Origin of the sequence: Streptococcus sp. 2020WUSS084 (assembly GCF_044427445.1) — a bacterium.
Lineage (GTDB): Bacteria > Bacillota > Bacilli > Lactobacillales > Streptococcaceae > Streptococcus > Streptococcus suis.
Window position 1 is genome coordinate 133,924 of record NZ_JAOTGC010000004.1, and the last position, 14,554, is coordinate 148,477.

At 45.9% G+C, this 14,554-nt stretch carries 14 protein-coding genes; 1 reads left to right on the forward strand and 13 read right to left on the reverse strand.

Translation table 11 applies throughout. The features are described 5' to 3' along the window. Nucleotides 1–6: 6 nt before the first annotated feature. From ODU50_RS03865 to tehB, 6 genes are all read right to left on the reverse strand, one after another. Nucleotides 7–708 carry an ABC transporter ATP-binding protein gene (locus tag ODU50_RS03865; RefSeq protein WP_024406738.1) on the reverse strand — a complete coding sequence of 234 codons (702 nt, stop codon included), beginning with the start codon at nt 706–708 and terminating at the stop codon, nt 7–9. Nucleotides 709–798: 90 nt separating this feature from the next. After that, on the reverse strand, nt 799–1,134 hold the full coding sequence (locus ODU50_RS03870) for a hypothetical protein (protein ID WP_024406736.1): 336 nt from the start codon (nt 1,132–1,134) through the stop codon (nt 799–801). Nucleotides 1,135–1,232: 98 nt separating this feature from the next. Next, complete coding sequence (gene tpx / locus ODU50_RS03875) at nt 1,233–1,718, reverse strand: thiol peroxidase (RefSeq protein ID WP_105121833.1); 486 nt, start codon at nt 1,716–1,718, stop codon at nt 1,233–1,235. A 78-nt stretch (nt 1,719–1,796) separates the two neighbouring features. Continuing rightward, a complete protein-coding gene (locus ODU50_RS03880; RefSeq protein WP_105153337.1) occupies nt 1,797–4,247 on the reverse strand; it encodes a heavy metal translocating P-type ATPase in 2,451 nt (816 codons plus the stop codon). 120 nt (nt 4,248–4,367) lie between these two features. After that, nucleotides 4,368–6,203, reverse strand: coding sequence for a C69 family dipeptidase (locus ODU50_RS03885; protein WP_105153336.1), 1,836 nt, complete (start codon nt 6,201–6,203; stop codon nt 4,368–4,370). A 193-nt stretch (nt 6,204–6,396) separates the two neighbouring features. Then, nucleotides 6,397–7,257, reverse strand: a complete 861-nt coding sequence (gene tehB, locus ODU50_RS03890) for an SAM-dependent methyltransferase TehB (protein WP_105153335.1) — start codon at nt 7,255–7,257, stop codon at nt 6,397–6,399. 153 nt (nt 7,258–7,410) lie between these two features. On the opposite strand from tehB, the gene ODU50_RS03895 reads away from it, so the two are divergent. Further along, a complete protein-coding gene (locus ODU50_RS03895; RefSeq protein WP_105153349.1) occupies nt 7,411–8,454 on the forward strand; it encodes a zinc-binding dehydrogenase in 1,044 nt (347 codons plus the stop codon). A 93-nt stretch (nt 8,455–8,547) separates the two neighbouring features. On the opposite strand, the gene smpB is transcribed toward ODU50_RS03895, so the two are convergent. From smpB to mutM, 7 genes are read right to left on the reverse strand one after another with little or no spacing between them, the layout of a single operon-like run. Beyond that, on the reverse strand, nt 8,548–9,015 hold the full coding sequence (smpB, locus tag ODU50_RS03900; RefSeq protein ID WP_029186288.1) for an SsrA-binding protein SmpB: 468 nt from the start codon (nt 9,013–9,015) through the stop codon (nt 8,548–8,550). A 2-nt stretch (nt 9,016–9,017) separates the two neighbouring features. Then, nucleotides 9,018–11,384 (reverse strand): ribonuclease R, encoded by a 2,367-nt coding sequence (gene rnr, locus ODU50_RS03905; protein WP_105153334.1) that lies wholly within the window; start codon nt 11,382–11,384, stop codon nt 9,018–9,020. A 50-nt stretch (nt 11,385–11,434) separates the two neighbouring features. Then, nucleotides 11,435–11,668 (reverse strand): preprotein translocase subunit SecG, encoded by a 234-nt coding sequence (secG, locus tag ODU50_RS03910; protein WP_002935768.1) that lies wholly within the window; start codon nt 11,666–11,668, stop codon nt 11,435–11,437. Between the two features lie 46 nt (nt 11,669–11,714). Further along, nucleotides 11,715–11,864, reverse strand: a complete 150-nt coding sequence (gene rpmG, locus ODU50_RS03915; protein WP_012775228.1) for a 50S ribosomal protein L33 — start codon at nt 11,862–11,864, stop codon at nt 11,715–11,717. Beyond that, on the reverse strand, nt 11,864–13,069 hold the full coding sequence (locus ODU50_RS03920) for a multidrug efflux MFS transporter (RefSeq protein WP_024411776.1): 1,206 nt from the start codon (nt 13,067–13,069) through the stop codon (nt 11,864–11,866). Before ODU50_RS03920 ends, rpmG begins: the two co-directional genes overlap by 1 nt. After that, nucleotides 13,056–13,658, reverse strand: a complete 603-nt coding sequence (gene coaE, locus ODU50_RS03925; protein ID WP_024399887.1) for a dephospho-CoA kinase — start codon at nt 13,656–13,658, stop codon at nt 13,056–13,058. The genes ODU50_RS03920 and coaE overlap by 14 nt, the downstream gene beginning before the upstream one ends. Then, nucleotides 13,651–14,478, reverse strand: coding sequence for a DNA-formamidopyrimidine glycosylase (mutM, locus tag ODU50_RS03930; RefSeq protein ID WP_024399886.1), 828 nt, complete (start codon nt 14,476–14,478; stop codon nt 13,651–13,653). Before mutM ends, coaE begins: the two co-directional genes overlap by 8 nt. Nucleotides 14,479–14,554: the final 76 nt, after the last annotated feature.

Here is a 14,554-nt window from a genome sequence, read left to right on the forward strand (position 1 = left end):
CACCCACTAATATTCTAGGCTTGCAATATCCTGTGGTTCTGCGTGTAATTCAACGGAGTGTACACGGGCATCTCGCATTCGAATCACTCTGTCTGCAATAGGGGCTAGGGAACTATTGTGGGTAACGATAATCACCGTCGCCCCCTGCTTGCGGGACATATCTTGTAGGATTTGCAAGACCTGCTTACCAGTTTGGTAGTCCAGGGCACCAGTCGGTTCATCACAGAGGAGAATTTTAGGCTTTTTTGCAACAGCACGGGCAATGGCCACCCGTTGCTGCTCACCACCTGAAAGCTGAGCAGGGAAATTATTGATACGGTGACCGAGTCCGACCTGTTCCAAGACCTCCTCGGCATCCAAGGCATCCTTGACAATTTCTGCTGCCAGCTCCACATTTTCCTTGGCGGTCAGGTTGGCGACCAGATTATAAAATTGAAAGACAAAACCTACATCATCTCTACGATAATTGGTCAATTCATGACTTGAAAGCTTGGCAATATCCACACCGTCAATCCAAACCTCCCCCTCGTCATTGCTATCCATGCCACCTAAGATATTGAGCAGAGTGGATTTGCCCGCACCCGATGAGCCAAGAATGATGACCAGCTCCCCCTTTTCAATCTCAAAGGACACACCGTCATTTGCCACAATGGTCGCATCCCCCATTTGGTAGTATTTTGACGAATTCTTTACTTGTATGTAGGACATGGCACACCTCGCTTCTTCTCTTCCTAACAACTGTATTCTTACTACTTATTATAGCACAAAAGAGGGTTTCTCACCCTCTCTTATCATCTATTATACTTGGGCAATAGCAGAGCCACCATAGAGCTTCAATTCTTCTCTGATAGTTTGGTAGTAGTAGCGATCAAAAGCCTTCCAAGCCTGCCTGCTGGTCTCACTCAATCGCAGATCGCCCAGTCCAACCAAAAAACTGGTCGAACGGTAGAATTTCTCAATCGCAATCAGTTCTGTATTGGTGACCGTCCTGGCCTCCGACAATATGCGTGTCGTCTCTGTCAAATTATGCTGGAACCGTTGCTCATCAGCTGTTCCTACTTTATCTGCTTGAAAGGCCTGATTCAAGTCTTGAATGAGGGCCAAAACGTCTTGAATAATCTGTGTCTTTTCCATAAAAGACCCTCCTTTGAATTATTGAATTTAGTATATCAAATTAGACAAAAATATTCCATCAAAAAACGATGCCCTTTCAGGCACCGTTATGTATTCTTTTACTTGACAGCTTCCAAAGCTGCTTCATAGTCGGGATGTTCGTTGACATTGTCCAGGTATTCTACATAGGTGATTTCATTGTCGGCATTGAGGACAAAGACCGCACGCGCCAGCAAATTCCACTCCCGCATGAGTAGACCGTAGGATTTACCAAAGGCATGGTCATAGTAATCAGACAGGGTGATGGCATCCTCCAATCCTGCAGCTCCACACCAGCGTTTTTGGGCAAAAGGTAGGTCTGCTGAGACAGTCACGACAACCGTATTGTCACGGTCAGCCAGTTCCTGATTGAAGCGACGGGTCTGGGTATCGCAAATCCCTGTGTCAATAGAAGGCACCACACTGATGACCTTGGTCTGCTTGCCAAAGTCTTTCAGGCTTTTCAGGCTCAAGTCATTGGCCATGAGCACAAAATCAGGGGCGGTATCTCCCACCTGCAATCGTGGACCTACCAAGGTCACTGGTTTTCCAATAAAGGTTGTCATAAATATCTCCCTTGCACTTAATATATCTATTGTAAGCGTTTATAAGCAAAAATACCAGTTTTTTGACTGGTATTTTTGCTATAGTTTATATGTTTTTAATCGCAGAGCGTTCAAGACGACTGACACTGAACTGAGGGCCATGGCTGCACCTGCAAACATAGGATTGAGCAGAGGTCCACCAAATACATGTAACAGCCCCATGGCAATTGGAATGCCAATCACATTGTAAGCAAAGGCCCAGAAGAGATTTTGTTTAATAGTCCGCATGGTTGCCTGGCTGAGTTTGACAGCCTTGACCACATCCAAAATGTCACTATGCATGAGAACAATGTCGGCAGACTCAATGGCAATATCAGTCCCAGAACCAATAGCTAGACCCACATGGGCTTGAGCTAGGGCTGGGGCATCGTTGATGCCATCCCCCACCATAGCGACTGTTTTGCCCTGTTCTTGTAAGAGCTTGACTTGGTTGGCCTTATCATCTGGCATGACCTGACTGACCACCTGCTCAATGCCGACTTCCTTGGCAATGGTCTGGGCAGTTTTTTCATTATCCCCAGTCAGCATGACCACTTCTAATCCCATGGCTTGCAGAGCCTGGACAGCCTGACGGCTGGTCTCTTTTACTTTATCAGCAATGGCAATGACTGCTAGTAATTCTTGCTGGCTGGCTAGGAAAACAGGCGTCTTGGCTTGATGGGCAAATGCCTCCGCAACTGCACGTCCTTTGGAAACATCAATTCCCTGTTCCCGCATCAACCGTTCATTTCCCAGATAGATGGTCTGCTCTGCTATTGTCACCGAAAGACCACGACCTGAAAGAGCCTGAAAATCAGTGGCAGGCAAGAGAGCAATCTTTTCTGTCTGAGCTGCTTGCAGGAGAGCCTGAGCCAAGGGATGCTCGGAAAATTGCTCGCTACTTGCTGCCAGCTGGAGGACCTGCTCACGATTTTTAGCAGACACCAGATGAATGTCTGTCACCTGAGGTTTGCCCTCAGTAATGGTCCCTGTCTTGTCGAAGACAATGGTATTCACACCTTGTAGGGTTTCAATAGCTTGACCAGACTTGAACAGAAGACCGTTTTCTGCCCCTTTTCCAGTCCCAACCATGATAGCCGTCGGAGTTGCTAGACCCAGAGCACAAGGGCAGGCGATGACCAAGACGACGATGATAATACTAAGTGAAAAAATCCATGATTCTTGCCCCAAGAAATACCAGGCCAGACCCGACAAGAAAGCCAAGCCCATGACAACTGGCACAAAGACGGCAGATACTTGGTCAGCTAATTTGGCAATGGGTGCCTTAGACCCTTGAGCCTCTTCTACCAAGCGAATGATCTGAGCCAGAGTCGTATCACGACCAACCTTGGTAGCCTGCATGGTAATGGCGCCTTGCTGGTTAAGGGTACCGCCAAAAACACTGTCGCCTTGAGCCTTCTTCACTGGCAGGCTCTCACCCGTCAGCATAGACTCATCCACACGTGTCTGGCCTTCTAGAACTTGACCGTCAATAGGAATCTGTTGACCTGGGCGAACAATGACCTGGTCACCGACCACCACTTCTTCAATCGGCACTTGTATTTCCTGCCCATTTCGCAAGACCAGGGCCGTCTTGGGAGTCAGATCCATCAATTTCTTAATGGCCTCAGAAGTCTGACCTTTGGCTCTAGCTTCAAAATATTTTCCTAGGGTAATCAAGGTCAAAATAACGGCGTCTGATTCAAAATACAGTTCTGGATGGTGACCGTGCATGGCTACTTCTTTTCCCATCAGAAGAAAAGCAATCATCAACAGACCTTGAACCAAGGCTGCTCCAGTCCCAACAGCAATCAAGGAATCCATATTGGGATGGCCTTGCAAGAGAGTTTTAAAGCCTTTTTGGAAAAAACTGCGTCCCATATAAAGGACAGGGATGAGCAAGATGACTTGGCTGACCGTATAGACTAGCGGTTGATGGAGCAAAGCTGGTAATGGAAGCCCGCCCCAGGGCAACATAGGACCCATAGCAATATAGAGCAGTGGAAGAGTAAAGACTGCTGACCAGACAAATCGTTTCCAAAGACTGTCTTCCTTGCTTGGTCCCTTACCCGCCGTCTCTTCCACTTCTTCTAATCTGATCAGTTGATAACCTGCTTGCTCAACTGCTTTTTCAAGACTAGCTGGATTTTGCTTATCATGGCTATAACGGATGGTTGCCTTTTCTGTTGCCAGATTAACACTGACTTCTTCTACGCCCTCTAGTTTGCCCAGAGCTTTTTCAACCGTCATGGCACAGGAAGCACAGGTCATACCTGAAATGTCATAAGACTCAGTCACCAAGTTATCGACTAGCTGATAACCCGCCTTTTCAACTGCCTGACGAATATCCTCTAGTCCCAAAAGCTTTTCATCATAGCTAACACTCAATTTTTCAGTCGCTAGGTTTACACTGACTTCTTCTACTCCTGCTAATTTACCAACCGCTTTCTCAACCGTCATAGCACAGGAAGCGCAGGTCATACCTTGAATGGGATAGCTTGCTTGTTTCATAGGTTACTCCTCTTTCGACTACATCTGTAAACAAATTATACAACATATGACTACATTTGTAAACAAAATTGTTTCAAAAAAGTAGATTGAAATCAATCCAACCTACTTTTACATATTCATTTATTCTTTACTGGATTTTTTCCGATGAAGAAAAATTGCTGTTAAAATTCCTGCAACACCTAGCGCCACCAGCAAGAGGCTGACTTGCTCACCTGTACTAGGAAGACTTGATTTACCTTTTTTATTGGTAGGTGTTACTTTCTTATCAGAAGATACTACTGTTCCGCTTGATGAGGAAGTATCTGTAGCTCCTCCTGTGTTAGAATCACTTGTAGACTGACTTGTACTGCTCGAAGTACTGGTTGAAGTTTCGGTACCACTTGATGATGGCTCAGTGCTGGTCGATGGTTCAGTACTACTTGATGATGGAGTTGTTGCAGCTTCAATTTTAGCCATCATTTCAGCTTCAACAGCTTTTAATTGCGCAAAAATTTCTGCTGAACGAGCCAAGGTTGCCTCTGTTACAGTTGGAGCCAGAGCTACGGCTGCATCTTCTGAAAGTCCAGCATATTGAGCATCAAGAGCTGCCTGTGCAGCAATCCATTCTTTTTCAAGTGCAATCCATTTTTCTTGAATTGATGTACCAAATAACTCTGGGTGTGAGATGGCCATCTTATCAATATTTTGCACCGTCCAGTACCATGAATTCGTGTCATAAGAAGCTGAGCGATTTTTAAAGGCTTCATAAGTATCAGTCACAATACCATAAAATGGAACATACGGTGTATTCCTTGTCTGAGCTAAGCCTAACCATACTGTGCCACCGAAGGCTGATGGTAAGCTACTATTGATCTGATAAACATGGGCATCGATGACGTTTTCATTACCAAGAGCGTATTTATAAGTCGCATCTGCTGCTTGGTCATTCGCACCATTATCCCCTTGTTTTACCTTACCTGCTTCATCGTCTGGACGAAATTCTGGAAGATGTTCAAAACGGTTACGTTGTAAGGCAAAGGTATCTTGTAAACTAAAGCGACGACTTGGGTCTGTTGGCTGACGTAGCAAATCATACACAGCATCTTCATAGGTTACAGACGATGCTGGATCTAACAATTTTATACCAGCGTATGTCCGAGAACGATCACCATCAGCATAATTCTCAGGTCCATATGATTTGGCAATATGGAACTTCCCATCAACCATCATATAATTTTCAGCCTGTTTGGCTACTTCTTCAACCTTTGCAGAAGCAATCACATTTTCTGTATCGGTAAAATCAACATGACCTAGATAGTAAGTATTTGCAAAAATTGCATACTTGTCTTCAGGGAATTTGATGGCTACGTATTGGTGACCTGACAAAATTTCCATGTACCAAACTTCATTCTTATCAGCAATAACAATGATATTCCCTTCTGCCGAACCTTTTTCATCAATTGTCTTCGCAATTAATTCAATACCTTCACGCGCACTGGTGACTCTAGGAAGAACATAGTCAATCAAAATGGCCTCACCTAGTCCCCCCGCAGTTACCAATGGGTCAACAGCTAAAATTTTTTTATTTGGAATAGCTGTAACAGTAGCAGTCATGGACACACCTTTTTCATTAAATCCATGCGCACCAAAATTACCGTTTGACCCATCCCCACGTGCCGCATCAGGCGTAGAGGTGTACTTGAACTCATTTGCCAAGTGTGGTGCTGTGAAACCGAATGATTCATCCACCAACATATCCCCTTTGGCATAGGTTGCTGCTGGAACCACAATATAATTTTTATTGTGCGCTCCATTATTTGGTGGATATGGATAATCTTCCGTTCTACCATAAAGGATAGAACCATCCGTTGTCAACCCTTTCCCAATGATAAAGCCTGAACAGGCTTGAACAAGTTGAACAGGGAATAGGCAAACCAACATTAGAAATGTGGCTATACGAACAAAAGTCTTTTTCATAGACTTCTCCTTTCCTGATACTCTGTGAAAATCAGAAGTAGGCGCCCTCCAGAGATACAAACTCAGAGACTATTTTACACAAGGCTCTTATCCAACCAGAAGGGGATTTTCGTGGAGTATAATATGATTTACCCATTTGCACCTACATTGTAACGCAAAAGCACCTGCCTTGCAAGTGCTTTCAAAAAAATATTTATCCTTTTTTCCTAGCCAATATGGTCGCAAACCGCATCTTGAGGAAATTACCATGTTCGTCACGCTTATGGAGCTGACCAAAATCCTCATTGTACTTAACCAATTCCCAGTCACGGTAGTATTCCTTCAACTCACCTGCTCGAAAGGTAAAGGAGAAATTCATCGGACAGGGTGCATCCTCCGTATCCATGGCCGCCACAATCAAGTTATAGCCACTAGGCCGTGTCTGCTCCTGCATATTGCGGATAATAGCTGGCACCCGCTCCCGCTCCAAGAACATAAAGACAACGGTTGAGATAATCCAGTCGTAATCCTGCTCCAGACTAGCTGAGTTAATATCGTAAGTCCCAGCCTGCAAGTCCAAATCTTCTACTTCCTTGACCTGCAAGAGTGTCCGAATACTTGGTACATCTTTATCTACAGCAGTTACCTCAAACCCCTGCTGAGCCAAATAAAGACTGTTCCTGCCATGACCACAGCCCAAATCCAAGACCTTACAAGGCTCGATGATTTTCAATGCCTCTAAGACCTCTGAATGGGTTCGCGTATAGTCATACTTTTTGGCAAAATAGTCTTCTGGTTGACAGAAAAATTCCAAGAAAAACTCCGTATCCTCTGTCAATAAGGTCACCCGATGCCAAGCCTGTGGCTCCACAAAAGGAATATCATCTGTCGGACCATAGACATATTCTCCTAAAATTTCATTATGATCTGAGATCGGCTCAAATTTGAGTTGACCCCTCAAGACCTTGATTTTTGCCCAAGTCCCCACCTTGGTATTGTGCTTGGTCAAAAAATGCTGGGGAACCGTATCCTGATTCCAAATGGGCATGCGTTTGTAAGGAACTAAAACCGTCATTATCTCTCCTTTTCTTTCCAATACACTTAGTCTATCACAAAGGAAATATGAATTCAAACTGATTTTTTCCTTGACTTGGAGTGAACTCCAAGGTGTATAATATTCCATATCAATCAGAAAGGATATTTACTGACAAGTAAATGTGTGATGAATATGAAAGCAGCTATTTATGAAAAAGCCGGTAAGATGACCGTTGCAGAAATCGAAAAACCAAGCCTTCAAGCCAAGGATGACGTCATTATCAAGGTCGTGCGGGCCTGTGTCTGTGGGTCAGACCTTTGGGGCTACGGTGAAGACATTCACCATGACCACGGTGACACAAACTCTGGTCATGAAGCTATCGGTATCGTTGAAGAGGTAGGCGAAGACATTACAACACTTGTTCCTGGTGACTTTGTCATCGTTCCATTTACACACGGTTGCGGCCATTGTGATGCCTGTCGTGCTGGTTTTGACGGTACTTGTGACAACCATCCAGGCTACACCAACTGGGGCAACAACTACCAGTCTCAATACATTCGTTTCCACTACGGCAACTGGGCCTTGGTCAAAATTCCTGGTCAGCCAAGTGACTACTCGGAAGGCATGATCAAATCTCTCTTGACTCTGGCAGATGTTATGCCAACTGGCTACCATGCTGCGCGTGTTGCAGATGTCAAACCTGGTGACAAGGTTGTTGTCATCGGTGATGGTGCAGTGGGTCAATGTGCCGTCATTGCTGCAAAAATGCGCGGAGCTTCTCAGATTATCATGATGAGTCGCCACGCAGATCGTCAGCAAATGGCTTTGGAATCAGGTGCCACTGCCATCGTAGCAGAACGTGGCGAGGAAGGCATTGCCAAAGTTCGTGAAATCCTAGGTGGCGGAGCGGATGCCGCCCTCGAATGTGTTGGTACAGAAGCCTCTATTGACCAAGCCCTCGGTGTTCTTCACAATGGTGGTCGCATCGGTTTTGTCGGTGTACCACACTACAACAACCACGCCCTTGGCTCAACCTTTGCTCAAAATATCATTATCGGTGGTGGCTCTGCTTCTGTCACAACCTATGATAAGGAAATTTTGCTCGATGCTGTTCTTAAAGGCGACATCAACCCAGGTCGAGTTTTCACCCAAACTTACAGCCTGGACAATATCGACCAAGCCTACAAAGACATGGCCAACCGGAAAACTATTAAAGCTATGATTACGGTGGATTAATATTCTTCGAAAATCAAATAATAAACCCCAGACAGTTCAGACTGCTGGGCTTTTGTTTTCCGATAATAGAAAAGACCAGGATTTCTCCCAGTCTTAGCGACTATTGATAGCCTTCATGGTCCGCTTAATATCACGGTCTTGTTCACGGCGTTTGATGGACTCCCGCTTGTCGTAGTCGTGCTTCCCTTTGGCAAGCCCAATCAAGACCTTGGCAAAGCCGTCCTTGATATAGACCTTGAGGGGCACTAGGGTCATCCCTGTTCCCTTGACCTCATTGCCCAAGGACTCGATCTGCTTCTTCCGCAAGAGGAGCTTGCGGGTCCGCGTTGGCTCCTGATTCCAGATATTGCCCTCATCGTAGGGAGCGATATGAACATTAACCAACCAAGCCTCGCCCTGCTTGATCTGGGCAAAGCCGTCCTTGAGGTTGATCCGCCCCGCACGAATAGACTTAATCTCCGTCCCCGTCAGAACTATCCCCGCCTCCACCGTATCGACAATGGTATAGTCGTGGCGGGCTTTTTTATTCTGTGCAATCACATTGCCCTCACCCTTGGCCATGCCTATCTCCTTTTCTTATTCTTTTTGGTTACTTCCTTGTAAAATGGTTTCTTTTTCTTGTCTGACTTTCCAGCCTTAGACTTGTGGTCTTTCCCAGACTTGTGACGTCCGCTGTCGCGACCAGCAGCTTCTTGTTTGTGGTGCTTGCCCCGTCCTCTCCCTGACCGATCATCACGGTCACGGTTAGAGTGACTGGCTGTTCTCCGCTTGGCTTTCAAAGCTTTTTCTACGATATCCAGCTCGGACGGCACGTGGGCAAAATCGATTTCCCCTGTCATCTTGTCCGCCCGCGTTAGCTTGATACGAATTGGCTGACCGACACGGAAGACACGACCAGATTTCTCACCCTGCAAGGTCAGAGTCCGCTCGTGGAACTGGTAGTATTCGTTGAGGTTGGTGACATGGATCAGACCTTCAACCGTGTTTGGCAACTCGACAAAAAGTCCAAACTTGACCACGCTTGACACGACACCATCAAACTCTTGCCCGACAAATTCTTGCATGAACTCTGCCTTCTTCATAGCTTCGACTTCCCGCTCTGCCTCAATAGCACGGCGTTCTAAACTGGACGAAGACTTGGCAAGCTCAGGAATAACTTGCTCAAAATGCTCTGCTTTTTCCGCAGGATTGTGACCATAGTCCCGCACCATACGGTGCACCAGCAGGTCGGGATAGCGGCGGATAGGACTGGTGAAGTGGGTGTAGAACTCCGCACCCAGTCCGTAGTGGCCGTGGTTGTACTCCGAGTAGCGTGCCTGCTGCATGGAGCGAAGCAACATCATGTTGAGGACATCGGCATAAGGTTCATCTTTGACCCGCTCCATGAGGTCCTGAAGGGCATCCTGGCTGATAGAGCTGGCTGTTCCATAGACCGTCAGACCAAAGCTGGTCGCATAGTCGATAAACTTCTGCAGCTTGTCCGACTTAGGCTCCTCGTGGATCCGATAGATGAAAGGCAGGTCCAGCTTGGCAAAATGCTCGGCCACGCACTCATTGGCCGCCAGCATGAAGGACTCAATCATCCGCTCGGCAATCCCACGCTGACGCAGTTGGATATCAACTGGCAGACCGTCCTTGTTGACAATGATTTTGGCTTCTGTCGTATCAAAATTCAGAGCTCCACGCTTGTACCGCATGGTTTCCAGGGTTTCGTGGAGTTTGATCATGAGGTTCACACTTGGCACGATTGCCTTGTATTTGTCCAACTTTTCCTGATTGCCCGTAATCATGTCATTGACATCGGAATAGGTCATGCGGAAGGTGGTTTTGATGACCGTCTGGCCAATCCAGTGCTTGACTACCTTGCCCTTGCGGTCAATTTCCATAATAGCCGACTGGGTCAGGCGGTACACGTTTGGATTAAGGGAGCAGATACCGTTTGACAGGCGTTCTGGTAGCATCGGCACCACACGGTCGGTCACATAGACAGAAGTCCCCCGTTTGACAGCTTCCTGGTCCAAGGCAGAGCCTTCTGTCACATAGTAGCTGACATCAGCGATATGGACACCCAGCTCCAGATTGCCGTTCTTGAGCTGCTTGATATGGACCGCATCGTCCAAGTCCTTGGCATCTGCACCGTCAATGGTGAAGATGATTTCATCTCGCAGGTCCAAGCGACCTTCAAAGTCCTGTTCTGACGGACTTTCTGGCACTCGATTGGCCTCTGCCAAGACTTCATCAGGGAATTCCGACACGATGTCCATGGATTCCAAGACCTCCAATACATCGATGCCCACGTCATCCTTGTGACCCACTACATCCCGAATGGTCGCAACAAAGTGGTCCCGTTTCTTGTTGGGATAGGCTTCAATATCGACTTTGAGGATTTCCGTTCCGGTCAACACCAGAGGTGACTTCTTGATGTAAATCTTCTGAGCGATTTTCTGATTTTTAGACTTGATGTAGCCTGCATATTCTGGCTTATCTTCGTCAAAAACAATCAAGCCTACCGCAGTTTTCAGGCTATGTTCTAAAATATCAATGACTTCCGCTTCCGCAGCCGTCCCCTTGAGCCTGTCCGCTACTTTCTTGATTGCCACTTCCACTCGGTCGCCCTCAATAGCGAAGTTGACATCGTCACGACTGACAAAGAGATCATCTTCCGCCTCGTCAATGGTCACAAAGCCAAAACCTGACTTGTGGGCACGGAAAATGCCCTGCAAGGTCACCTTGTTTTTGGATATTTTGGGAGCAGGAAGAGTAATCCGCCCAGCATTGTCAAAGACAAGTTGACGACTGCCTTCCATGCTAGAAACCAGCTTGACCAAATCTGTGAAGCTCTTAGCAGAACTGGCTCCAAACTGATCTGCCAGCTGGTCCATGGTCACAGAACCAACTTCTTTAATATAGTTAATAATTTCGTTTTTCATCTTACCTTTACTAAAAAAATAGACCAAGAACAAGTCCCAGTCTGATTTATCTACTTACTTGAAATGATAACAAGTGCCAGCGCATCCAGCATCCAAAGAAAAACAAGAATAGCTGTAATGCGTTGCATCACCGCTTCAAAACCACGGGCCTTTGTACGTTCAAATAAGGCTCCACTAGAAGAGTCAAAGACGTTGCTAGACTGGTTTTTAGCCGGTTGAATAAAAATCACTACAATCAAAATAACAGATAAAATCAACAGAATTGCTAATAATGCTTGATACATATTTTTTTCACTTTCTACAATAACTTATGACATTATACCATAAAACCTACTTAGTTTCAAGGTGGAGGGTTACTTTTCTCTCTTTTGGGCAGTATTTAAGGACTTCAATCTTATCTGGATGAGTCTTGGCGTTTTTGCTAGTCAAGTAGTTCTTACTACCGCATTCTGAACATTGTAAATTGATTTTAACTCTCACTAAACATCCCTTACTTTCAAATAGTTTCTAAAATTGGTCAAAGACCAGATAAGGTTAAAGAGGACAAGTCCGCTGGACAGGTAAAATACCCAGTCATAACCCATGTGAGCAGCCACCGCAGACCCCATCATGGGACCAACAACAGAACCTAGATTATTAAAGAGTTGGTTGTAGGAAAATATCCTTGAAATCCCTTCTTTTGGAGTCAACTTGGTCAAAAGAGAATTAACCGAAGGCAACAATGCTCCTGTCCCAAAACCATACATGAATCGCAACAAACCAAGCTGGAAAGGATTTTCTGCAAAAACACAGAAAACATTAATCAACAGACTGTAAGTCAAAGCAATTAATAGAAGTCGATGGTTGCCAATACGATCACCAATTTTCCCTAAATAACCTGATGTCACTAGCGATGCCATACCAGGCAAGGAAATGATAAAACCAGCAACAAATAACAGATTATCTGTCTGTCCCAAATGCCGCACGTAGAGGGTCAATATAGGAACAACAGCCTGAGCAGCTGCAATAATAATCATAGAAGTCACAAAAAGCCCAACCAGCATCTGCCGATCTTTTACCTGCTCAAATACCTCTTTAACCGACATTTCTTCGCCTTTTTTGATTGGAACAAAATCCTCTCGAATATAGAAAACAGTCAGTAACACAACGATAGCATAAAGAAGTCCCACCAGCAAAAATACCGTATGTACACCAAACATCTCTGCTAAGATACCACCTAGGGTCGGACCAATCAAATTACCCGCTACCGCACCTGTTGACAATGTACCCAGAGCATACCCCGTCTTATCCTTTGGAACCTGACTGGCAATCAAGGCAGTCGCATTGGGAATGTATCCTGTAAATACCCCATTCAGGACACGTAAGGCAAGCAACCAAAAAACATTTGGTACAAAGGCCATACCACCCATAGTAAAAATCATCGCAAAAGCTGCCCGCACCATCATAGGCTTGCGACCGTAACGGTCCGCCAAACTCCCCCAAATAGGCGCCATCAAGGCTGCTGCAAGGGCATTAACAGATACCGCAAGTCCCGCATAATATTCTACCTGTCCAGGACCTACCCCCAACTCTTCCACAAAAACCGAGATAAAAGGCATAACCAAGGTAAAACTCGTCCCTGTTAGGAAATTTCCCAACCAAGCCACCTTCAAATTCTGCTTCCAATAACTACTACCGTCGTCCATCCTTTAATTCCTCCAAAAGCCGAGCAACCTGCACTAAGGTCGCCTCAACCGCTCCACTATTGTCAATCACCACCTGGGCTTGCGACCGTTTTTCCTCTAAAGAAAGCTGAGCAGCCAGACGATTTTCCGCATCTTGAACAGCTAAGCCATTGCGTTTCATAAGCCGTTCCAACTGCTGCGCTCGATCGACATAAACTAGCCAGACTTCATTTACTTCCCCGCTATAATCTGCCTCATAAAGCAAAGGAATATCCATGAAAATTACATCTTCAGTCTGCTTGAGAACATCCCTTCTAGTCAACAATTCTTGCCTGATAATCTGGTCTTGCAAGACAGACAAACGAGCCCGCAACTTGCTATCCGCAAAAACAGCCTGGCCCAGCTTAGCCCTATCCAAATTTCCATCATCTGATAAGATGTCTTGACCAAATTCTTTCAGCAAAATCTGATAGAGCTTGCCACCTTTGGCCTGTAATTCGTGAACAACCGCATCCGCATCAATGATTGGATAACCTTGTTCTCTCAGAAAAGCTGTAACTGTTGATTTTCCAGAGGCGATTCCGCCTGTTAAACCGATAATTTTAGCCATGTTTCACCTGACACTTGGGACAGAAATGTGTCCCCCGTCCGCCCAGCTGGATTTTGACAATCTCTGTCTGGCAACGGGGACAGGCCTGCCCTGTCTTTCCGTAAACTTGTAAATAATCCTGCATGGTCCCGTCCATGCCCAAGGCATTCTTATAGGTCCGAATGGTTGAGCCTCCTTTTTCGATACCCAGTTGCAGGACTTCAATGGTGGCTTGACGGAGGTCTGCCACCTGCTCTGCCGACAGCTGATTACTTGCTTGAGCAGGATGAACTTGTGCTCTAAACAGAACCTCATCTACATAGATATTGCCCAAACCAGCCACCAAAGACTGGTCCAAAAGATGCGACTTAATGGGCTTTCTCGACTTAGCTAACTTTTTGGCAAATTCTTCTAAGTCAAAATCTTCCTCCGTCGGCTCAGGACCAATTTTTCGACTGATAAAATAGGCACCCACATCCGCCTTGCCCAGCAGTTCCATTGTGCCAAACTTGCGGACATCCTGATAAACCAAGGTCGAGCCATCTGAAAAAGTAAAAAAGGCATGGAAATGTTTGTTGGCAGGCACCTGGTCAGGAAAGAAATTGTACTTACCTTCCATCCGCAAATGAGAAATGAGGACATGGTCCGTCAGGTAAATCAAGAGATACTTGCCACGACGGTCCACATCTAAAATCTCCTGACCAATCAAGTCCTGACAGAAAGCATCGGCACCAGTCTTAACCATAGGGGCATAGGTCACCTTGACCTTTTCGATGACCTTTCCCTTGACCAACCGATTCAAACCACGACGAACCGTCTCAACCTCAGGCAATTCGGGCAATGTACGATACCAAGAGCGTAAAAAGCGACTGAAAATTAGGAGAGCGACGCTGTGTGACTTGCACATAAGGAGCTCT

Bases quoted from the DNA above. Each gene is read 5' to 3' on its own strand.
- ODU50_RS03865 (WP_024406738.1), bottom strand. From the start codon at position 708: ATGTCCTACATACAAGTAAAGAATTCGTCAAAATACTACCAAATGGGG.
- ODU50_RS03870 (WP_024406736.1), bottom strand. From the start codon at position 1,134: ATGGAAAAGACACAGATTATTCAAGACGTTTTGGCCCTCATTCAAGAC.
- tpx (WP_105121833.1), bottom strand. From the start codon at position 1,718: ATGACAACCTTTATTGGAAAACCAGTGACCTTGGTAGGTCCACGATTG.
- ODU50_RS03880 (WP_105153337.1), bottom strand. From the start codon at position 4,247: ATGAAACAAGCAAGCTATCCCATTCAAGGTATGACCTGCGCTTCCTGT.
- ODU50_RS03885 (WP_105153336.1), bottom strand. From the start codon at position 6,203: ATGAAAAAGACTTTTGTTCGTATAGCCACATTTCTAATGTTGGTTTGC.
- tehB (WP_105153335.1), bottom strand. From the start codon at position 7,257: ATGACGGTTTTAGTTCCTTACAAACGCATGCCCATTTGGAATCAGGAT.
- ODU50_RS03895 (WP_105153349.1), top strand. From the start codon at position 7,411: ATGAAAGCAGCTATTTATGAAAAAGCCGGTAAGATGACCGTTGCAGAA.
- smpB (WP_029186288.1), bottom strand. From the start codon at position 9,015: ATGGCCAAGGGTGAGGGCAATGTGATTGCACAGAATAAAAAAGCCCGC.
- rnr (WP_105153334.1), bottom strand. From the start codon at position 11,384: ATGAAAAACGAAATTATTAACTATATTAAAGAAGTTGGTTCTGTGACC.
- secG (WP_002935768.1), bottom strand. From the start codon at position 11,668: ATGTATCAAGCATTATTAGCAATTCTGTTGATTTTATCTGTTATTTTG.
- ODU50_RS03920 (WP_024411776.1), bottom strand. From the start codon at position 13,069: ATGGACGACGGTAGTAGTTATTGGAAGCAGAATTTGAAGGTGGCTTGG.
- coaE (WP_024399887.1), bottom strand. From the start codon at position 13,658: ATGGCTAAAATTATCGGTTTAACAGGCGGAATCGCCTCTGGAAAATCA.